The sequence below is a fragment of the Brevibacillus sp. NRS-1366 genome (assembly GCF_050467985.1).
The window spans coordinates 1-18,673 of sequence record NZ_JBITPN010000039.1 but is presented as its reverse complement, the minus strand read 5'-3'; the positions used below and the strand labels follow the sequence as shown (position 1 = coordinate 18,673).

Sequence of the window (18,673 nt, the reverse complement as noted above, 5' to 3'; positions counted from 1 at the left end):
TTATGATAAGGCCACGAACCCAAAACACGAGAAATATCGCTTCACTCTTGAAGCATGTTGTAATCATCCTATTATTTCTTACTTTTCTCTTTGGCCTCCGATGGCTTTGGTTTACGGCCAATGCGAACCCGCCGCATCCATACGCAGCTCAAGGCATACTTGACCTGCGCGGATGGGACTTCGAGAAATCACCGTCCATTCCTCTGGACGGCCAATGGGAGTTTTTTCCTGAGGCATTCGTCAAGCATGAAGACTTGAAGCATCCAGATAGCTTGCTGCGACGATATGTTCAGGTGCCTGGCGATTGGAGAAACGGTTTTGCGGAAGGCTCTCCATCATCGTTTGGCTACGGCACATACCGACTGAGGATCTTGGTTGATCATCCGTTAAAACAGCCATATACATTCTGGATGCAGCAAATAGAGGCATCTTCCATCGTAGAGGTTAATGGAGAGATCTTAGGTTCGCTCGGGGTACCTGCAGCTACAGCGGATGCGTACAAACCGGAGGAGGAAACCTATACGGTTTCCTACAATGCAGGCAATGCCGAGGTAATGGAAGTGCTTGTCCGCAGCGCTAACTTTCATAATCCAGTAGAAGGGGGCATCGTCAGATCCATATACTTTGGATCGCAGGCAGCCATAGACACTGCACGTTGGTATTCAATTGGCTTCCAGCTTGCAACATTCCTTATCCTTTTGCTGCATGGTTTGTATGCGGTCATCTTGTATCTATTCAACCCCCGGCAAAAAGAGTTTCTGGTATTTTTTCTGGTGCTTTTTTGCGTGGGCATGAAGACCGTAACGGATTATGACAACCTGCTATTACTTTGGATGCCAATCTCTTATACATGGGCGCTTAAGATGGAACTGCTTGCCTACATGTGGCAGCCCTTGTTTTTGATTTTGATGGTACGAAAACTTTCCGGTCAGAGCTCTGATAAAATTTCTAAAGGATTCCGGACGTATTTTTTCTTTCTCTGCCTTTACTCGGTATTCATCGTACTGGCATCGGCTGAGTGGGTGCATTATTCAACGGCAGCTTATCTAGTCGTCTTATTTTATTTCTTCCCGTTGCTGCTCTTTGTTTTTATGATTGGTAGAATGGTTGTTCAAAATCAGAATGATGCTGTGTTTTTACTCATTGCTGCGACGAGTATTTTTTCCAATGTAATCTGGGGCTTACTAATGAAATATCAACTAGTAGAAATGAAGTACGTCTATTATCCTCTCGATCTGTTTGCAGCTCTTGTCAGCTTTTCTGCTTTTTGGTTTAAGCGATACTTCCGCAATTCAGAGGAAAATGCAAAGCTCACGGAGCAGCTGAAAAAGTCCGACAAGCTCAAGGACCAGTTTCTCGCTCATACATCTCATGAACTGAGAACGCCATTGCATGGCATCATGAATATCGCGCAGACCGTCGTCACCAACGAGAAGCATGTGATGGAAAGTCGCAGCAAGCAAGATATGGAGCTGCTGATCACCGTCAGTCGCAGAATGTCGTATCTGCTAGACGATTTGCTAGACGTCGTACGTTTGCAGGATAAGCATATTGTCTTGCAGAAAAAGCCTGTACGCATTCAAGCGGTTGTTTCGGGGACTATCAGCATGCTCACCCATATGATTGAGGGCAAGCCTGTCCAACTGCAGATGGACATTCCAGAATCAATCCCGCCCATTTTGGCGGACGAAAAGCGCTTGGTGCAGGTTTTATTCAATTTAATACACAATGCCTTGAAATTCACCGAGATAGGATCAGTGATCGTTTCAGCCGAGATAATGGAAGGACAAATGGCGATCCATGCGTCTGACACGGGAATCGGGATGGATGAGGAAACCAAGGCGCGAATATTGTTGCCTTATGAGCAGGGAGCCCAAAGAATGAACGACGGCGGAGGTATTGGTCTTGGGCTTGCTATTTGTACGCAGCTGGTTGAGTTGCATGATGGAGAACTAACAGTCCAGTCTGAACCGGGCAAGGGCTCCGTATTTAGCTTCCGGCTACCGTTGGTCACATCAACGGATCTACCAGTAGCAGGCAGCCATGATGAGCAGGAGAACGATTCCCCCAATGCATGGTCGACCCTGGAAGCTGCGGCGCATTCATTTGTGGAAAAGAAAGCAAAGATATTGGCGATTGATGACGATCCGGTGAATCTGAGGGTGCTGGACCGAATGCTCTCCTCGTCCCATTACCAAATCAGGACGTGCACGTCAGCCAGGGAAGCTCTCGAATTGCTTTTTACACAGCAATGGGACTTGCTCATTATTGATGTCATGATGCCGCATATGTCCGGCTACGAGCTGACGAAAAAGGTTCGGGAGCATTTCTCCATTTCGGAGCTGCCTATCCTGCTCCTCACTGCGCGCAGCCAGTCAGAAGACATTTATACCGGGTATTTGTCAGGAGCGAATGACTATGTCTGCAAACCGGTCGACGGGATGGAGCTGAAATACCGTGTATGGTCATTGACCACGTTAAAGCAAACGGTCGATGAACGACTGCGCATGGAAGCAGCCTATTTGCAGGCGCAAATCCACCCGCATTTCTTATTCAACACACTCAGCTCGCTTATGGCGCTCAGTGACATCGATACGGAGAAGATGCGTAAACTCGGTGATGCGTTTACCTCATTTTTGCATATCAGCTTTGACTTTTTGAATACGGAAGAACAGGTACCACTCTCTCACGAACTGGAGCTTGTCCAAGCGTATCTTTACATTGAAAAGGAGCGATTTGGGGAGAGGCTATCCATCGTATGGGAGGTTGATCCAGGCATCGAGCTTCTCATCCCGCCTCTTACCATTCAGCCGTTGGTCGAAAATGCGATCAAACATGGCCTCATGCATCGTAGAGAAGGGGGGACCCTGCAGATCCGCATCGTTCGGCAAGATCACGCTACTCTGTTTGAGGTAAGAGATGACGGCAACGGGATGGAGGAGATGATTGTGCGGAAAATCCTGGATCTGCCGATGAAGGAAAAAGGCGGGATCGGGCTTTCCAACACGAATCGGAGACTGACGCAAATGTATGGGAAGGGCTTGTCTATCCACAGCAAGCCAGGTGAAGGAACAACAGTGTCATTTGTCATACCTGATCGAACATAAATAATGGCATGGTTATGAAAGCGCCCTGCATCACTTTTCCTAGTGAAGCGGGGTGTTTTTTGTGCTTTCTCGCTTTTTATCAAAAAAAGTTGAAAAACGACATTGATGTCGTTTATAATAAAAACGACACTCATGTACATTTTGAACGAGGGAGGTTCTCAAAACCCGTGTCCCCGAAAGTAAGCGACGAGTACAAAAACAAAAAGAAAACTGCGCTACTGCTAGCGGCCAAACGCGTCTTCATTGCAAAAGGATACACAAAGGCAACCATGCAAGACGTCATGGATGAGGCGGGCGTATCGAGAGGAGCCTTGTACGCCTACTTCGATAATTTGGAGAATATGTACATGGAGCTGCTTCAATTCGAAGATCAACAGGAGGTGCTGTTTTTCAGCCCGAGCGATGGTGAAACGACGTGGCAGCAAATAACCAAGTGGGTCCACAAGCAGCAGCAAGAGATCGAGAGAATTGAGCAGACGCTGTCGCAAGCGAATTCCGAGTTCTTTTTGTCCATCCGTGATCAGGAAGAGAACTATCCGTATATCACGACTCGCTATGAGAGGATGGCCGATGTACTGACGGAGTTTTTCCAGCAAGGAGCGGCAAAAGGAGAGCTTCAGCCGCGCATTCCCGTTGAGGCTGTTTCCCGCTATCTGATCTCGTTTATCGATGGCCTGATGCTGGATACGGCACATATGGGCCCCAAAAAAACGAAGGTGTCCGAGCAGATGGAGGCTCTCTTGTTTTCATTGAGAGAGATGCTAGGCCCAATCCAGAAGAAATGAATCAAAGCAGGGAAAAGGAGGACTGACCAAGGATGTTATTTCAATCGGCGAGAGTCTATCTTCGAAAAATGACGGAGGAGGATGTGGACGTCTATCACACATGGCGAAATGACGCTGAAGTCATGCGGACAACCAGTCCGTCCATGGATGTCTTTACAGTAGAGGGTACGCGGGAGTTTGTCAGTCAGGTGATTTTAGGTTCGACTACATCGAAAAGCTACATCATTGTAGACAAGCAGACACAAACCCCAATCGGCATTACTTCGCTCATCCAAATCGACCTGAAAAACCGCAATGCCGAGTGCATTATTGATATCGGGGCAAAGGAGTTCTGGGGAAAAGGATATGGAAACGAAGCGCTTAGGCTGCTTCTGGATTATGCCTTCCTGGAAATGAATTTGCACCGGGTATCGCTTCGCGTCTTTTCCTTCAATGAAAAAGCGATCAAGCTGTACGAGAAGATCGGATTTAAGCATGAGGGCATTTCGCGCCAGCTTTTGTTCCGAGAGGGAAAATGGCATGACCTCGTGCACATGGGCATACTCCAGAATGAATATGTGTCATAAGAAAGGAACCACCTGCTTTATGGTGAACGATGACCCGTAAGGACACTCTTGCGGGTCATAGACCCACAATCTCCAGCAGCCCCTCCAAATCTACCACTCGAATGGCACTCCGCTCAGACAGCTCAATCAACCCCTGCTGCCGCCACTTCTGCAAAATCTTGTTAATCGTAATCCGCGACGTATCAATATATCGAGCAAACGATGTCTGATCAATCGGCACATTTTCATTCTCATGGACCGACATCAGCTTGATCAAATAGTTCGCCATTTGCTGTTCGGTCGGACTGTCTTGGAACGCGATGATTTCGGCCAGGATGCGCACCTTGTATATCTGCGAATTGGTGAAGATGACCGCGGCTTGGGGGTGGTCCTGGCAAACGCGTGATAAGGCTTCGTCAGAAAAAAAGTACATGACGGAAGCGGAAATGGTTATGGCAGATGTCAGATAAGGCCCGTTGTAGGCACCATGCTCGCCGAACAAACCACCGATGGGGACGTAATCGATGGTTCGCTCATGGCCGTTATCGGATAAGAGAGTAATCTTTACCCCGCCCTTGTCGAGATAATAAAATCCTGATCCCAACTCGCCTTGACGATAAACTGTTGTCTGCTTGCCCATTTCATACTTTTTGCCATACATCAGGTACGGAGTCCACTGATAGCGCAGATTTGCCATATTTTTCACCTTTTTCTTTGAGAGACGGCCTCTCTTCTTGGAGGGAATGAAACAGCTCGACGCTTTTCATGAGAGTAAAAGGGGGAAAGCTTGTGGTCAACACGTCATGTCCACTGTTGAGAGGGAAAACGGTCGGTTATACCGTTCTTACGGTCTGGGTCGTGAGCTGCGGAAGTTTCAGCAAATCTTGGCGCTTGATGACAAAGGTCCGATTTCTCATCTCAATAATCCCTTCTTCTTTCCATATCTTCAGAATTTTATATACGGTGATACGGGTGAGGCCGACGCAATTAGCCAGCTCTTGTTGGCTGAGTTGAACTTCGTGGTTTTTAAAGTCTTCGCAAATATTGAGTAGGAGGCGGGCGATTTGTTCTTCCGAAGTTAGCGCCTTCATATTAATCGCATCAAGAAGAATCCGCATTTTTTGGCTGATTGTTTGGGTTAGCAGTGACAGCAATTCAGGGCGCACCTTCAGCATTTCGAGGAATTGCTTACAGGAAAAATGATAGACAACCGCGTTTTTTACGGCGATCGCTGTGGTAAAGTGGGTTTGCTGATCCATGGACTGGAGCCCCATGATCTGGCCAGGAACCACGATGTTCACCAGGCGGTCTTTCCCCTTGACGGTAGAGGTGACAATTTTGACTAGGCCTTGATGGAGATAATAAAACCCTTCTCCCATCGTTCCTTGCACGTAAATGGCTGTTTTTCTTTTGAAAAATTGGCGGGTGCCGAATTCCAAGAATGCTTCCCATTTCAAATCGGTTTCAAATGGAGATACCATACCATTACCAACGCTCCTTCCCACACGGTTGTCAAACCACGAAGTCGTATCAGGTTAATTCTAAATTTTCAGAACTGATTTATCACAATTATATAAAAGAGACTGGGTTCTTAACAGTGTTTCCGTAGTGAAAATGGGTGATATCTGAAGAAAAACAGAAATGATGTTAATTGGTTTACATATTTTTCTGATTTCTTAAAAAATCTCCAATCGTGTTAATGACTTTACATTGTCACGGATGCCTTTTTAGTAGAATGAAATGCGAAATGAGAAACGGTAAAAATTTCTAAATATTCTAGCTATTATTGCTGGGATTCTTACCAAAGAGGGGGTCATTTAATGAAGAAATGGAAGAAATGGGGTATTACTGTTTTAACAGCATCTCTCACGATTATCATGACAGCTGCATGTAGCGGGGGCGGAGCAGGAACTGGTACTGCTCAGACCTCAGCTTCCAGCGGGGAGTCCAAACCCACCTATACCTTCAAGCTGGCTCATATTACACCGCCTACGCATATGTGGCATCTGGCAGCGGAGAAATTTAAAGAAGACCTGGACAAGCGCTCTGGCGGGCGGATGAAGGTGGAGATTTATCCTTCCAGTCAATTGGGGACGGAAGCAGACATGGTACAGCAGATTGGTGCAGGTTCTGTCGATTTCGGGTTTATTACGGCTGCTTACTTGAGCTCGCGTTCCCCGTCTTTTGCAGCATGGTTCACACCGTATGCCTTTAAAGACCTGCAAGCAGCCAATGAAGCACGAAAAGCAGATGTTTCCAAAAAAATTCTGGGCACGTTGGAGCAGCAGGGACTAGTGGGCCTGGATTATTTGTTTGCGGGACAACGGGTCATGCTGTTTAAAGACAAGGAAGTATCTAAGCCGGAAGACATGGCGGGTCTAAAACTACGCGTGACACCTAGCCCTCCGCTTACAGATTTCTACCAATCTGCAGGGGCATCGACAGAGGGGCTCCCGCTTCCTGAAGTGTATTCCGCCGTACAGACGGGTGTGATCGATGGCATGGACATGGACCTGGATGCCACGATTACGAACAAATATTATGAGGTTGTCAAATATGGAGCTGTGACCAATCATATGGTCTGGCCGGCTGTCGCCATGGCAAGCAAGTCTACCTTTGACAAAATGCCCGACGAGGACAAAATGATTGTTCGGGAGGCGATTGCCGCTGCTGCTGACTTTTCCGCCGCGACACGAGCAGGTCAAGAAGAAGACTTTAAAAAGCAACTGAGAGAGAAAGGCATGAAGATTTATGAAATCGATCCAGCGCTTTTTTCACCACAGATCAAAAAATTTGATGAAAAATACGGGCCGACCGATCCCCTCATTCAGGAGTTCATCGACACATTCCGAAAATAGTCAGGTGAAGGGGAGGAACCGATGAAAACTTTGAGCAACGGCATTTCTATCATTGAAAAATATGTCGCCATGATCCTCGTGCTGGCTATGGCGATAATTGTTGCTATCGCTGTTGTTTTTCGCTACGTATTGAATGCCCCCTTGTCATGGGCGGGAGAAGTATCTGTGTTCTTGATGATCTGGGTCAGCTTTATAGGCGGCAGCTTGGGACTGAAGATCAAGTCCCAGGCGGCTGTCACCATTTTGCTGGAATATGTCCCAGTGAAGGTACAGAAGCTCATGGGGATCGTTGGACATATATTGATGCTGCTGTTTCTTGTTTTGATGCTGTACTACAGCTATCAATGGGTATTGTCACCAGGCGTTGCTTTTCAAAAATCGAGTGCCATCCTCTTGCCGATGTGGATTCCGTTTAGTGCTGTGCCAATCGGGCTGACGTGTTCGGCGGTTCATCTCCTGGCCAATTTTGTCGAGATGTTTCGAGAGGAGGAAGCTCGGTGACCACATTGGTTATTGTGCTGTTTCTCTTTTTTCTGTTGATCGGCATTCCCATTTCCCTGGTTCTTGGCATGATTACGATTGTCTATTTCTTTTTGGTTGGAAACACGACGCTGCTTACTTCTACGCCGATGCGACTCTATTCGGGATTAGAGAACTTCGGGCTGTTGGCGATTCCGCTGTTTATGTTAGCAGGGGAATTGATGAACGGAGGGGGTATTACCACGAGGCTGGTTCGATTCGCAAAGGTTTTTGTGGGACATGTTCGCGGCGGATTAGCTTATGTAACGATTGTATCCAACATGTTTCTTGCCTCGATTCTGGGATCTGCCAATGCCCAGGCGGCGATGATGAGCAAGGTGATGGTTCCTGAAATGGAAAAGGAGGGCTACAAGAAAGAATTCGCCTCTGCTCTGACACTGGCCTCATCCATCGTGGCGCCGATTATTCCACCAAGCATGATTTTCATCATTTATGGAACATTGTCAGGCACCTCCATCGGCGGATTGTTCATGGCCGGGATTATTCCGGGCATCATGTATGGACTGGGGTTCATCTCACTGATTGCATATGTCGGGTACAAGCAAAACTTCCCGAAAAGCAAGCGTGCGAGTGGCAGAGAGACGCTGAGGAGCACGGTTCAAGTGTTGCCTGCTCTCTTTGTGCCCGTGATCATTATCGTAGGAATATTAAGTGGGGCGTTTACGGCGACCGAGTCAGCGGCGATTGCCTGTGTAGTCTCGTTTCTCGTAGGAACCTTTTTGTATAAGGAATTGCGTTTGAACAAGCTGCCGGAGATTCTGATTAATACCGTCATCAGCACAGCGACGGTCACTTTTTTAATCGCAATGGCCAACATTTTCGGCTGGATGATCGCGTTTGAACAAATTCCTCAGTTGATTGCAAGCACGATGCTATCCTTGTCCGACAGTCCGTTTGTTTTCCTGCTGCTGGTCAATCTTCTTTTGCTGCTGCTCGGCATGATTCTGGATGGCATTGCAGCGCTCATTATTTTGGTGCCGGTGCTTATGCCGCTCGTTATTTCATTCCAAATTAATCCCATTCATTTTGGAGTGATTATGTGTATCAATTTAACGATTGGTCTGTTGACGCCGCCAGTTGGAACCGGGCTGTTTATCGTCTCATCCATCGCGCAGTTGAAATTCGAGCGATTGGTCAAGGCAACGATGCCGTTTTTGGTACTGGCCATTGTAATCCTGTTCGTTATTACCTATTGGGAAGATGCGGTATTGCTCGTGCCGCGCATGTTAGGGCTGACCTAATCGTAAACGAGTTGTTGGCGGTACGCAGGGTACCGCCAACTCAAGACAGCAATGGTTGTAAACTGATTCTCTGTAGCGCCTCCTATTTCCCCGACAGGATCGGTACTTCCCAGTCTACATTACGGTGCTCGATCATTCTTTTCGTGGCCGTGATGGTCAATTGTTTAGGAAGGGGATCAATATTTAACACGAACAGCACCCCTTCCATTTGCGCTCTTCCATTTTTATAATCGGATCGATCAATAATATAGGCTATATCTTCGTATTTTTTGCCATTTTCGTCTGTGATGGACCAATAGGCGTCAAATGGGTACATCGGCGCTGTATCTTCACCGAGCATTCCCTCGAATGCCAGGTGGTACCCCTCCTGCTTCGTGGCCGATCCGTCGGGATTCATTTTGTATCTGTCATCAGCATGCCCTGGTTCCTTTACATATTTTTTGAAAGTGAAGCGATCCCCGTGATCTTCTGCTGTAACAGGCTCCTTTTCTAGCAGGGCAAGGTCGAGTTTTGCACGGAATGCTGCTGATTCTTCTGTATAAACGGAACCCAGCTTGAAAGTAATCGATTTGTTCTGGTCGATAGGGTAGAAGTAATGAAAGTCTCTGACCCCATTCTCAAGCGGCAAGGTATTGCGCCATTTCAAGCGATCATTCACATTGCTTGTTTTCCTGGCTTTTCCCATCACTTCTTTAGAATTCCACCTGCCAAGGACAGTACCCCGGTCGTCCACAAGCTCATAGCTGTAGTCTTTTTTTCCGTTGTCCTCTGTGCTGTTTCGATCGACTACCATCTCCACTCCGCTCGGTGCAAACGTTATCTGTTTTACGTCTAGTTTGAGTCCTTGAGGAGTAGTATAAGACTTGTTGATCTCGTGTGTTTTCGTCGCGGCTTTTGCTTTTTTCATGTCAACTGGTACGGACAGCTTCCAGATTCCCTTTGTTTCGGCCATTTTTTTGATATGGAATTCGACGATTAGCTCGTCGGGGACCTTGTTGAAATCTTCAAAATAGCTTCTTAGCTCATGATTCAAAAAAAGGAAACTATCGCTTCGTGAACTTTGCCAATCTTTATTTGAGTTTTGTACTTTTCCTTTTCCCGTGCCAGAAGGATGAGCAGATTGTAGAACGTTTCCTTGTTTGTCCTTGAATGTAAAAATCGGTTCGTTATCGGTTTCCGAGTACATATCCTGCCAAAATATCTGCATTGGCTTGCCCGTGTTATCTTTCACGGAAGCAATCATGTTGATTCGCAGAGGGTCAGCGACAACCTCCGTTACTTCGAGCGTGATTCCTTGATCGGTCGTGCTTACATTTACTGATTGAGCAAATCCGTTTTGGACCGCTTGTTTAATACCTTCGTCGTCAGACTGTTGTAATAAAGAAGTGTTTACGGACTTCGCAGGATCGGCCTTACCGATTGGGCTGCTCGTAAAGGCGGCATTTACGTAACCGGCAAAAGTTGGAGAAATCAGCATTCCTCCTGATACCACAACCGTTAAGGCAGCGGCCGCAAGTGTCATTCTTTTCATGATGGTTATACTCCTTTTTTTCCACAACGGTGATTTTTGTGTATGGGTAGCACGATTCAAAACTCTCACTGGATGTGGGGAGAGCGCGCTAATAATCTTCTGGTCAAATTTCTCTGGGAGGGAATTTCCCCACGGCGATTTATTCTCTTGCTCCAGAGCCTCTATGCATTGCTCCAGCTGTCGTTGGCAATGTGTGCAATGATCAAGATGACTTTCCAATTTCTGTTTATTTACTGGCGATAAATGGTCTTCCATGTAGGCGATCAGAAGCTCTTGCGTAACGCACTTCAAAGCGGATTACCTCCTTTTTTCTCCGTTTTGATCAGCTGCTCTCGAAGCTTTTTTCTGGCATAGGAAAGGCGCATTCGCACGGTATCTACGGATAAAGATAGTTTGTTGCCAATCTCCTTGTAGCTGAGATGCTGGAGATAATGAAGATCCAAGAGCGTTCTATGCTCCTTATCAAGTACCATCATCTGCTGACGCAAACCATTGCGTTGTTCTTTCACCAGATAGATATCCTCTGGGACAGGACACTCATCTTTTAGATCCACATTCATTTCGGCAACAAAAGGCGTCCGTTTTCGCTTGCGTAATTCATCAATTCCTCGATTAATGGCGATCCGATACAGCCAAGCGGAGAATGAGTGGTTTGGTCGATAATCAGGCAGACTGTAGTACGCCTTGATAAAGACTTCTTGCACAATGTCCTCAGCCTCGTGAGAGTGACCTAACGATCTTTGGAGAATAGAAGCGATTTTTCCCTTGTATTTGTTGACGATCAGAGCATAAGCCCCTTTGTTTCCCTGAAGAACCTCCGCAATGATCTCCCGATCGTCTTGCATGTTGTTACCTCCTTGCAAAAAGGGTGCTGCGCAGCCGTTCCTTTTTGTTTGTTCACTACTATAGACGAAAAGGGGATAGCCCCCCTCTCACGTTTTTATAAAAATTTTTGAAAGCAAGTCGGCTTGAGTCGACTGAATTTTCGGATACTCGTCTCCAAGGAATCCCTCGCATAAGAGATAGGCAAGGGGAACTGTCTGTCCTGTTTTCCGCCATCGCCGTCATCTCCGACATCCACAGCAATGCTTACGCCCTGGAAGCTGTGCTGCATGACATTGATGCTAAGGGGATTCCAACCATTGTGAATTTGGGAGATACGCTGTTCGGCCCCATCGACCCGATTTAATCGTGAACCCGGGAAGCGTCGGTCTTCCGGCTTATTTTGAAGAAACACCGCACCGTCATTCGATGGAATCAAATAGTCCTCATGCCAAGTACGTGACGGTAAAACCGCATGGCGCTTCCTGGTTAATTGAGCATAGTTTAGTCCGTATGATTTCGAGCTGGCGGCAAGAAAAGCAGAGGAAAACGGACGAAGTGATTATGCCTATGCGATCCGGTATGGACGAGCGGAGCTGTAAGAAGGAAATAATTTAAACAGGATTAATCAAAGCAATGTCGAAAGCATTCTTATTATGACATGGATACGAAATCATACATCGCGACAGTCTTTGAAGACTATTTTGAAATACACTGGAATCATCCTCATGTCTCTTTCCTTTCTCCTTGGTCTGAGGTGGTTCTTCTGGTTCAACGTTTTTGCAACTCCGGAGCACCCTGTAGTGAAGCAAGGAGTCCTTGACATGCGCGGGTGGGATTTTGAGAGTTCACGGTCCATTCCACTGGATGGCGAGTGGGAGTTTTACCCCAAAGCCCTTCTCTCACAAAGAGATATAATGAAGAAATCAAGGCAAGACTCGCAATATGTTGAGGTCCCCGGGGACTGGAGCAGTGCTTTTCCCGATGGCTCTGTTTCCTCGTTTGGTTACGGGACATACCGGCTGCGCATACTGGTCGATCAACCGTTAAATCAACCCTACGCTTTCTGGATTCAAAAGATTGAGGCGTCTTCTGTTGTAGAAATTAACGGTAAAACGGAAGCGGCATTCGGGGTCCCTGCGGCGCAAGCTTCAGCGTATAAGCCAGGGGTGACCTCCTATACAGCCTCTTACTTGGCAGAAGATGTAAAGGAAATCGAACTGCTTATACAGGTAGCGAACTATCATCATCCGCAAAAAGGCGGGATCATGAAATCGATACGCTTCGGATCGCAGGCAGCGATAGACTATGAACGCATGTATTCCATCGGATTACAGCTTGCGACCTTCCTCATCTTGATGCTGCATGGATTGTATGCCGCCATTTTGTATTCGTTCAATCCGAGGCAAAAAGGGTTTCTTACCTTTTTCTTGCTGCTCTTTTGCGTTAGCATTTCAATCGTGTCCGATCACGATAGAATCCTGTTGATTTGGCTGCCTCTCGACTACTCGTGGGGGGTAAAGGTCAGGCTGCTTTCTTATATGTGGGTGTCCTTTTTCATACTGCTAATGGGTAGATATTTATCTGAACAAGCAACAGGTGTAAAACTGTTTCGGACGTACCTTTCCTCACTCAGTGTCTATTCGCTGTTTATGCTGATCGCGCCAGTGGAGCTTGTTTATATGACTATCGAAGCGAGAGCATTTTCCCTGTTTTATTTGGCACCCATTGTGTGGTTTGTCTATTTGATCAGCAAAATGCTCGGCAAAAATTATCATGACGCTATCTTTTTGTTGTTTGCTGCTATGAGCATTTTGTCCAGTGTTCTCTGGGGGTTGTTTACCCACTCGATATATTACCCCTTCGACATCATTGCTGCCATTGTCGGTTTTTCGGCCTATTGGTTTAAACGATACTTTCGAAATGCAGAGGAAAATGCCAAGCTCAATGAACATCTGAAAAAGTCCGACAAGCTGAAGGACCAGTTTCTGGCGCATACGTCTCATGAATTGCGAACACCATTACACGGCATTATGAATATTGCTCAAAATGTCGTCGCCAATGAATCAAAGGTAATGAACGCTAGAAGTAAAGAGGATATGGAGCTGCTAATTACGATCAGTCGTCGGATGGCCCATTTGCTGGACGATCTGCTCGATGTGGTTCGGCTCCAGGACAAGCACATCAAGCTGAACAAGGAGCCGCTAAGACTTCAATCTGTGGCTTCTGGTGTCGTCAGTATGCTCACCTATTTAGTGGATGGGAAGCCCATTCAAGTGAAAATAGACATTCCGGATTCGCTTCCGCTTGTGCTCGCTGACGAAAAAAGACTGATACAAGTCATGTTTAATTTATTGCATAATGCGCTGAAATACACAGAGGAAGGAATTGTCGTTATCTCAGCCGAAGCGAGGAATGGGCAGGCCGTCATTCATGTGTCCGACACGGGAGCTGGCATGGATGAAGAAACGCAGGAGCGCATCTTTTTGCCATATGAGCAGGGTTATCATGGTATTAGCGATGGTGGAGGAATCGGTCTTGGGCTTAGCATTTGCAAGCAAATGGTAGAACTCCATGGGGGTGAGCTGACTGTTCATTCGGAACTCGGCAAAGGTTCCGTATTCAGTTTCCAGCTTCCTTTTGCCACTAGGGCGAGCCTTTCATCCGAACAGAGCCTAGCTCATGAGCACGTGGACGGAACCGATGTAATCGCGCCAAATAACGAATTTTTTCAGGATGGGTCGGACAGTGTGTGGGCTGCTTTGCAATCCGCTGCTCCATCTGTCGCCGAAGGGAAGCCAAATATACTCGCGGTTGATGATGACCCTGTCAACTTAAAGGTAATCGCCAGCATCATTCCCTCCACGCAGTACAACGTCACCACATGCACATCTGCCAAAGAGGCATTGGAGCTGCTGGGTAAAAAGCAATGGGACTTACTCATCGTAGATGTCATGATGCCGTATATGTCGGGGTACGAGCTGACACAAAAAATAAGGGAACACTTCAACATTTCGGAGCTTCCGATTTTGCTGCTGACCGCCCGTAGCCAGCAAGAGGACGTGTACACCGGATTTTTGTCAGGGGCAAACGACTACGTTACAAAGCCCGTTGACGCCATGGAACTGAAATACCGCGTCTGGTCGTTAACTACTTTAAAGCAAACGATCAATGAACGGTTGCGAATGGAGGCAGCCTACTTGCAGGCACAAATCCACCCCCATTTTTTATTCAACACGCTCAGCTCGATCATGGCTTTGAGTGACATTGATACAAAGAAAATGCGTAGACTGGGAGAAGCTTTTACATCGTATTTGCATATCAGCTTTGATTTCCTGAATTCGGGGGAACAGGTGGCGCTCTCCCATGAGCTGGAGCTCGTCAAAGCCTATCTGTACATTGAAACAGAGCGATTCCCAGACAGGCTATCCGTTGAATGGGACGTGGATCCAACTATTCAATTGCTTATCCCTCCACTTACGATTCAGCCGCTGGTCGAAAATGCGGTCAAGCACGGCCTGCTTAGCCGATTGGTGGGGGGAACCGTTCAGATTCGAATCGTTCGCCGAGGAAGCTCGACTCACTTTGAGGTAAAAGATGACGGCAAAGGAATGGACGAGGAAAAAGTTCGGGAGATTCTGGGTCACACCGTGAATGCCAAAAGCGGAATTGGCGTGTCCAACACGAACCGAAGATTGACGCAAATGTACGGTAAAGGCTTGTCCATCAAGAGCAAGCTGGGCGAAGGCACAACGGTGTCGTTTGTGATACCGGATCGGGACTCTTCTGAGATTGCAGCCAGCACATCAATTATTCCAGCAGGCGGTGAGCCCAACCTATGAATATTACCTTGACCCTCGTTACACGGGAAAACTGGCTAGAGGCGCTTGAGCTGAAAGTGAATCAGGAGCAAAGCAGCTTTGTCCCTACAGTGGCGGTTTCCCTAGCAAAAGTGCACATAAAACCAGATGGCGATCAGGTAGAATATTTGCCTTTTGCCATCTACCATAAAGAGGCGATGGTCGGCTTTATCATGCATGCCTATGTGGAGGAAACGACAGATATGTATTGGATCAACGGATTCCTGATTGATTCCAAATACCAACGAAAAGGCTACGGGAGGGCAGCTCTGCAGCAGATGACCCGGTACATCACTAATCGGTTTTCCCAATGCAGGGAAATTCGCCTCACCGTGTATTCGGGCAATCACTCTGCCATTCAGCTGTACCGAAGCATCGGTTTTGTAGAGACAGGCGAGCGTATGGGAGAAGAATGGGTGCTGCGGCTACCTGTTCTGTTTTCGTAATGAACGGCAATTGGTAAAATCACCTATTTTGCTTGGGGATTTGCTTGGAACGGGATTAGTCTGCCCTTTTTTTGGCAAGCAAAATTCATATCGAAAACAGGTGCCGGTACTTTTAGCCTACTTCTAGTAACATGTGCAATATAGATCATCCTATCATTGCAGATTTCGTTTATACAACGTAAATGCAGACGCCGGTAATATTCGGCGTCTTTTTTGCGTTCTCAAAAGGGAGGAAATTTCGTTGTTAAGAGCTTTAGGCGTAATGCAAGAAAGATACCTGCAGCCAGCATATTCATATATTCGTTAAAACGCGGTTTCTTTAAAAAGTGATCGCGAAACATTCCGGAAAAATAGCCGAGCAAGCTAAAGATAATAGCAGCTTACTTTCCCGGGCAATCTCACACAAGCCTGTTTCGTGAACGAATCTCATCTCTGGCACGGTCATTCATTCTTGCCGGACTCCATTTCGGTTCCCATACAAGTGCAACGTTCACGTCTTTGATCCCAGGAATGGTCCCGGCTGCTTCCTTCACATTTTTTACGATATCATCGGCCAGTGGACATTCAGGAATGGTCAGAGTCATTTCGATGTCAGCATGGCCTTTGTCATCAACATCAACTTCATAGACCAGTCCGAGATCAACAATATTCACCCCTATTTCAGGGTCAATCACATCTTCTAAAGCAGTCCAGATTGCATCTTCTGTATTCAAGCAGAGCACCTCGTTCCTATTCATTTCTATGGATTAAACTACCCACTTGTGTTTCCGATTATGTTGATGCCTTACATTGCACACTCCGGCAGTTGGTCCGCTTGAAATTTACGGAGAAAAGTCTCAAAATAGAGATATTGCCAATGAAATAGATTTTCTCTCCGAAGAAATAAGGAGAACAAGACATGCAAGAGGGGGCAGTACCAGTGGAAATAGGTCTGAGCACATTTGTAGAGACAACACCGGACGTACAAACCGGTGAGGTGATAAGTCATGCACAGCGACTGCGCGAAGTGGTTGAGGAAATTGTACTGGCAGATCAAGTAGGGCTCGATGTCTTTGGCGTCGGGGAACACCATCGCAAAGATTATGCAGCATCTTCTCCAGCGATTGTGCTTGCCGCGGCTGCACCACAGACGAAACGGATACGATTGACAAGTGCGGTCACTGTGCTTTCTTCCGCTGATCCTGTCCGCGTATTCCAAGATTTTGCGACACTTGACGCAGTCTCCAACGGGCGTGCAGAGATTATGGCGGGCAGAGGTTCTTTTATCGAGTCGTTCCCACTGTTTGGTTATGATTTAAATGACTACGATGAGCTGTTCGAAGAGAAGCTGGACTTGCTATTGAAAATACGAGAGTCTGAGAAAGTAACCTGGCGAGGCAAGCATCGGCCGGCTATTCAAAATCTGGGAGTATATCCACGTCCGGTGCAGGAACCTTTGCCTGTATGGATTGGCAGCGGCGGAAATACGGATTCTGTCATCCGCGCGGGGCTCTTGGGACTGCCGCTCGTTCTCGCGATTATCGGAGGGCGTCCGGTTCAGTTTGCGCCGCTTGTCGAGCTGTACAAGAGAGCGGCAGCCAAGGCAGGTCACGATTTATCCAAGCTGTCTGTTGCGTCCCATTCCCACGGTTTCATCGCAGAGGACACCCAGACCGCGGCTGATAAGTTTTTCCCTTCTACGCAGCAAGTCATGAACGTGCTTGGACGGGAGCGAGGCTGGGGGCATTATGATCGGGCAAGCTTTGATATTGCACGCAGCTTTGAAGGAGCATTGTACGTAGGTGATCCGGAAACGGTGGCTCAGAAGATCATTCACCTTCGGAAACAAGTGGGTGTGACCCGCTTTATGCTGCATGTACCAGTCGGCACCATGCCTCATGAAGATGTCATGAAGGCAATTGAACTGTTGGGGACAAAAGTGGCGCCGCGGGTACGGGAGGAAATCGCCAACTGGGAAGCGACGCAGTAAATTGGTTTCGGGGGGAAACGTACACATAAATGCGAGTAGACCGATTACTCTCCATGTTACTCATTATCTCAAAAAGAGGGATGGTTACAGGCAAAGAGCTTGCGGAGCATTTTGAAGTATCCTTGCGAACTATATACCGAGATATCGAAAAAATAGGCGAAGCAGGCATTCCGATTGCATCCATCGGTGGCAGCGGTGGAGGCTATTATCTAATGGAAAACTTTCAGGTAGACAATCTTTTTTTTAAATCAAGCGGAAGCCCAAACGTTCATGGCAGTCATGAATAACCTCCACTTTCTATTCGGAAAAAACGAGAAGTTTAATGATATTGTTCTAAAGATGGAGAATACGTATAGACAGGAAAAAAATCATACGGATAAGTAGAGCATTCATATGTCCCATTTCAGTATGGAAAAAGAATTGAAGGATTATTTGTTTCTGATGAATAAAGCCATGGAAGAAAATAAACTCTTGGTCTTCGATTATATCAACAGAAGCATGGAGTATTCCGAACGAGTAGTAGAACCGGTTCAAATCTCTTTTTTTGTTGGTCAGTGGTATCTGGTTGCTTTTTGCAGGACAAGAAACGACTACAGACGGTTCAAGCTCGTTCGAATCAGGAATTTGAGGACGGGCAATCGCTTCGAAAAAAAAGTGACTTCCAAGGAAGAGATTGAGCGTATCATTGAGGAGAGCTACAATAAGCGAGGCATTCAGGTCACATTAAAGTTCTCCAATCGAATAGGTGAGCAACTGACCGAGTATTTTCAAAAAGAAGCGATTCATCGGACAGAAGATAACCAGTATATCGTGGTGGATCAATTCCCGCACGAGGATGGATTGCTCAAATTTATTTTGAGCTTTGGCAAGGAATGCGAGTTGGTAGATCCCCTTTTTTTGAGAGAGGAATTAAAAGAATACGTAAAAGAACTAATGCTTTCCTACAATGGGGCTGTCTAAAAAGTCCTT

16 protein-coding genes and 1 pseudogene are annotated in these 18,673 nt (G+C 46.8%); 12 read left to right on the top strand and 5 right to left on the bottom strand.

Translation table 11 applies throughout. The features are described from left to right. Positions 1-2: 2 nt before the first annotated feature. The 3 genes from ACIFQN_RS25740 (at position 3) to ACIFQN_RS25730 (ending at position 4,458) form a co-directional block, all read left to right on the top strand. Positions 3-3,107 (top strand): ATP-binding protein, encoded by a 3,105-nt coding sequence (locus tag ACIFQN_RS25740; protein WP_429835886.1) that lies wholly within the window; start codon positions 3-5, stop codon positions 3,105-3,107. A gap of 167 nt (positions 3,108-3,274) precedes the next feature. Further along, positions 3,275-3,892, top strand: a complete 618-nt coding sequence (locus ACIFQN_RS25735; protein ID WP_429835885.1) for a TetR family transcriptional regulator — start codon at positions 3,275-3,277, stop codon at positions 3,890-3,892. Between the two features lie 32 nt (positions 3,893-3,924). After that, on the top strand, positions 3,925-4,458 hold the full coding sequence (locus tag ACIFQN_RS25730) for a GNAT family N-acetyltransferase (RefSeq protein ID WP_429835884.1): 534 nt from the start codon (positions 3,925-3,927) through the stop codon (positions 4,456-4,458). A 55-nt stretch (positions 4,459-4,513) separates the two neighbouring features. Here the strand turns inward: ACIFQN_RS25730 and ACIFQN_RS25725 are convergent, their stop codons facing one another. Both ACIFQN_RS25725 and ACIFQN_RS25720 read right to left on the bottom strand, forming a co-directional pair. Then, a complete protein-coding gene (locus ACIFQN_RS25725) occupies positions 4,514-5,134 on the bottom strand; it encodes a Crp/Fnr family transcriptional regulator (RefSeq protein ID WP_429835883.1) in 621 nt (206 codons plus the stop codon). Positions 5,135-5,270: 136 nt separating this feature from the next. Next, a complete protein-coding gene (locus ACIFQN_RS25720) occupies positions 5,271-5,918 on the bottom strand; it encodes a Crp/Fnr family transcriptional regulator (RefSeq protein WP_429835882.1) in 648 nt (215 codons plus the stop codon). 339 nt (positions 5,919-6,257) lie between these two features. On the opposite strand from ACIFQN_RS25720, the gene ACIFQN_RS25715 reads away from it, so the two are divergent. Genes ACIFQN_RS25715 through ACIFQN_RS25705 form a run of 3 tightly spaced genes read left to right on the top strand, consistent with a single transcriptional unit; the run spans position 6,258 to position 9,076 of the window. Further along, the gene (locus ACIFQN_RS25715) at positions 6,258-7,295 is read left to right on the top strand and encodes a TRAP transporter substrate-binding protein (RefSeq protein ID WP_429835880.1); all 1,038 of its coding nucleotides are present in this window, start codon (positions 6,258-6,260) and stop codon (positions 7,293-7,295) included. Positions 7,296-7,316: 21 nt separating this feature from the next. Beyond that, positions 7,317-7,796, top strand: a complete 480-nt coding sequence (locus ACIFQN_RS25710; RefSeq protein ID WP_429835879.1) for a TRAP transporter small permease — start codon at positions 7,317-7,319, stop codon at positions 7,794-7,796. Continuing rightward, positions 7,793-9,076: a TRAP transporter large permease gene (locus ACIFQN_RS25705; RefSeq protein WP_429835878.1), complete on the top strand. Its 1,284-nt coding sequence runs from the start codon at positions 7,793-7,795 to the stop codon at positions 9,074-9,076. The genes ACIFQN_RS25710 and ACIFQN_RS25705 overlap by 4 nt, the downstream gene beginning before the upstream one ends. An 82-nt stretch (positions 9,077-9,158) precedes the next feature. On the opposite strand, the gene ACIFQN_RS25700 is transcribed toward ACIFQN_RS25705, so the two are convergent. Together ACIFQN_RS25700 and ACIFQN_RS25695 are read right to left on the bottom strand one after the other, a co-directional pair. Beyond that, the gene (locus ACIFQN_RS25700; protein WP_429835877.1) at positions 9,159-10,898 is read right to left on the bottom strand and encodes a DUF4179 domain-containing protein; all 1,740 of its coding nucleotides are present in this window, start codon (positions 10,896-10,898) and stop codon (positions 9,159-9,161) included. Further along, the gene (locus ACIFQN_RS25695) at positions 10,895-11,452 is read right to left on the bottom strand and encodes an RNA polymerase sigma factor (RefSeq protein ID WP_429835876.1); all 558 of its coding nucleotides are present in this window, start codon (positions 11,450-11,452) and stop codon (positions 10,895-10,897) included. The genes ACIFQN_RS25700 and ACIFQN_RS25695 overlap by 4 nt, the downstream gene beginning before the upstream one ends. 191 nt (positions 11,453-11,643) lie before the next feature. Between ACIFQN_RS25695 and ACIFQN_RS25690 the strand changes: the two are divergent. The 3 genes and pseudogenes from ACIFQN_RS25690 to ACIFQN_RS25680 all read left to right on the top strand — a co-directional run bounded on the left by ACIFQN_RS25690 (position 11,644) and on the right by ACIFQN_RS25680 (position 15,735). Further along, positions 11,644-12,031: pseudogene (locus tag ACIFQN_RS25690) on the top strand (hypothetical protein). A 54-nt stretch (positions 12,032-12,085) separates the two neighbouring features. After that, positions 12,086-15,271: an ATP-binding protein gene (locus tag ACIFQN_RS25685; protein ID WP_429835875.1), complete on the top strand. Its 3,186-nt coding sequence runs from the start codon at positions 12,086-12,088 to the stop codon at positions 15,269-15,271. Continuing rightward, the gene (locus ACIFQN_RS25680) at positions 15,268-15,735 is read left to right on the top strand and encodes a GNAT family N-acetyltransferase (protein ID WP_429835874.1); all 468 of its coding nucleotides are present in this window, start codon (positions 15,268-15,270) and stop codon (positions 15,733-15,735) included. Before ACIFQN_RS25685 ends, ACIFQN_RS25680 begins: the two co-directional genes overlap by 4 nt. 398 nt (positions 15,736-16,133) lie before the next feature. Here ACIFQN_RS25680 and ACIFQN_RS25675 read toward each other — a convergent pair whose 3' ends face one another. After that, the gene (locus tag ACIFQN_RS25675) at positions 16,134-16,457 is read right to left on the bottom strand and encodes a metal-sulfur cluster assembly factor (protein ID WP_429835905.1); all 324 of its coding nucleotides are present in this window, start codon (positions 16,455-16,457) and stop codon (positions 16,134-16,136) included. Positions 16,458-16,654: 197 nt separating this feature from the next. Here ACIFQN_RS25675 and ACIFQN_RS25670 point away from each other — a divergent pair, with 197 nt between their 5' ends. The 3 genes from ACIFQN_RS25670 (at position 16,655) to ACIFQN_RS25660 (ending at position 18,664) form a co-directional block, all read left to right on the top strand. After that, positions 16,655-17,704, top strand: coding sequence for an LLM class flavin-dependent oxidoreductase (locus ACIFQN_RS25670; protein WP_429835903.1), 1,050 nt, complete (start codon positions 16,655-16,657; stop codon positions 17,702-17,704). 29 nt (positions 17,705-17,733) lie between these two features. Continuing rightward, entirely contained in the window at positions 17,734-17,991 is a 258-nt protein-coding gene (locus ACIFQN_RS25665) for a helix-turn-helix transcriptional regulator (protein WP_429835873.1), read from the top strand. A 106-nt stretch (positions 17,992-18,097) separates the two neighbouring features. Next, positions 18,098-18,664 (top strand): helix-turn-helix transcriptional regulator, encoded by a 567-nt coding sequence (locus tag ACIFQN_RS25660; protein WP_429835871.1) that lies wholly within the window; start codon positions 18,098-18,100, stop codon positions 18,662-18,664. Positions 18,665-18,673: the final 9 nt, after the last annotated feature.

What these genes read in the sequence shown, in the direction of transcription:
- ACIFQN_RS25740 (WP_429835886.1), top strand. Translation starts at nt 3, where the DNA reads ATGATAAGGCCACGAACCCAAAACACGAGAAATATCGCTTCACTCTTG.
- ACIFQN_RS25730 (WP_429835884.1), top strand. Translation starts at nt 3,925, where the DNA reads ATGTTATTTCAATCGGCGAGAGTCTATCTTCGAAAAATGACGGAGGAG.
- ACIFQN_RS25725 (WP_429835883.1), bottom strand. Translation starts at nt 5,134, where the DNA reads ATGGCAAATCTGCGCTATCAGTGGACTCCGTACCTGATGTATGGCAAA.
- ACIFQN_RS25720 (WP_429835882.1), bottom strand. Translation starts at nt 5,918, where the DNA reads ATGGTATCTCCATTTGAAACCGATTTGAAATGGGAAGCATTCTTGGAA.
- ACIFQN_RS25715 (WP_429835880.1), top strand. Translation starts at nt 6,258, where the DNA reads ATGAAGAAATGGAAGAAATGGGGTATTACTGTTTTAACAGCATCTCTC.
- ACIFQN_RS25710 (WP_429835879.1), top strand. Translation starts at nt 7,317, where the DNA reads ATGAAAACTTTGAGCAACGGCATTTCTATCATTGAAAAATATGTCGCC.
- ACIFQN_RS25695 (WP_429835876.1), bottom strand. Translation starts at nt 11,452, where the DNA reads ATGCAAGACGATCGGGAGATCATTGCGGAGGTTCTTCAGGGAAACAAA.
- ACIFQN_RS25685 (WP_429835875.1), top strand. Translation starts at nt 12,086, where the DNA reads ATGACATGGATACGAAATCATACATCGCGACAGTCTTTGAAGACTATT.
- ACIFQN_RS25680 (WP_429835874.1), top strand. Translation starts at nt 15,268, where the DNA reads ATGAATATTACCTTGACCCTCGTTACACGGGAAAACTGGCTAGAGGCG.
- ACIFQN_RS25665 (WP_429835873.1), top strand. Translation starts at nt 17,734, where the DNA reads ATGCGAGTAGACCGATTACTCTCCATGTTACTCATTATCTCAAAAAGA.
- ACIFQN_RS25660 (WP_429835871.1), top strand. Translation starts at nt 18,098, where the DNA reads ATGTCCCATTTCAGTATGGAAAAAGAATTGAAGGATTATTTGTTTCTG.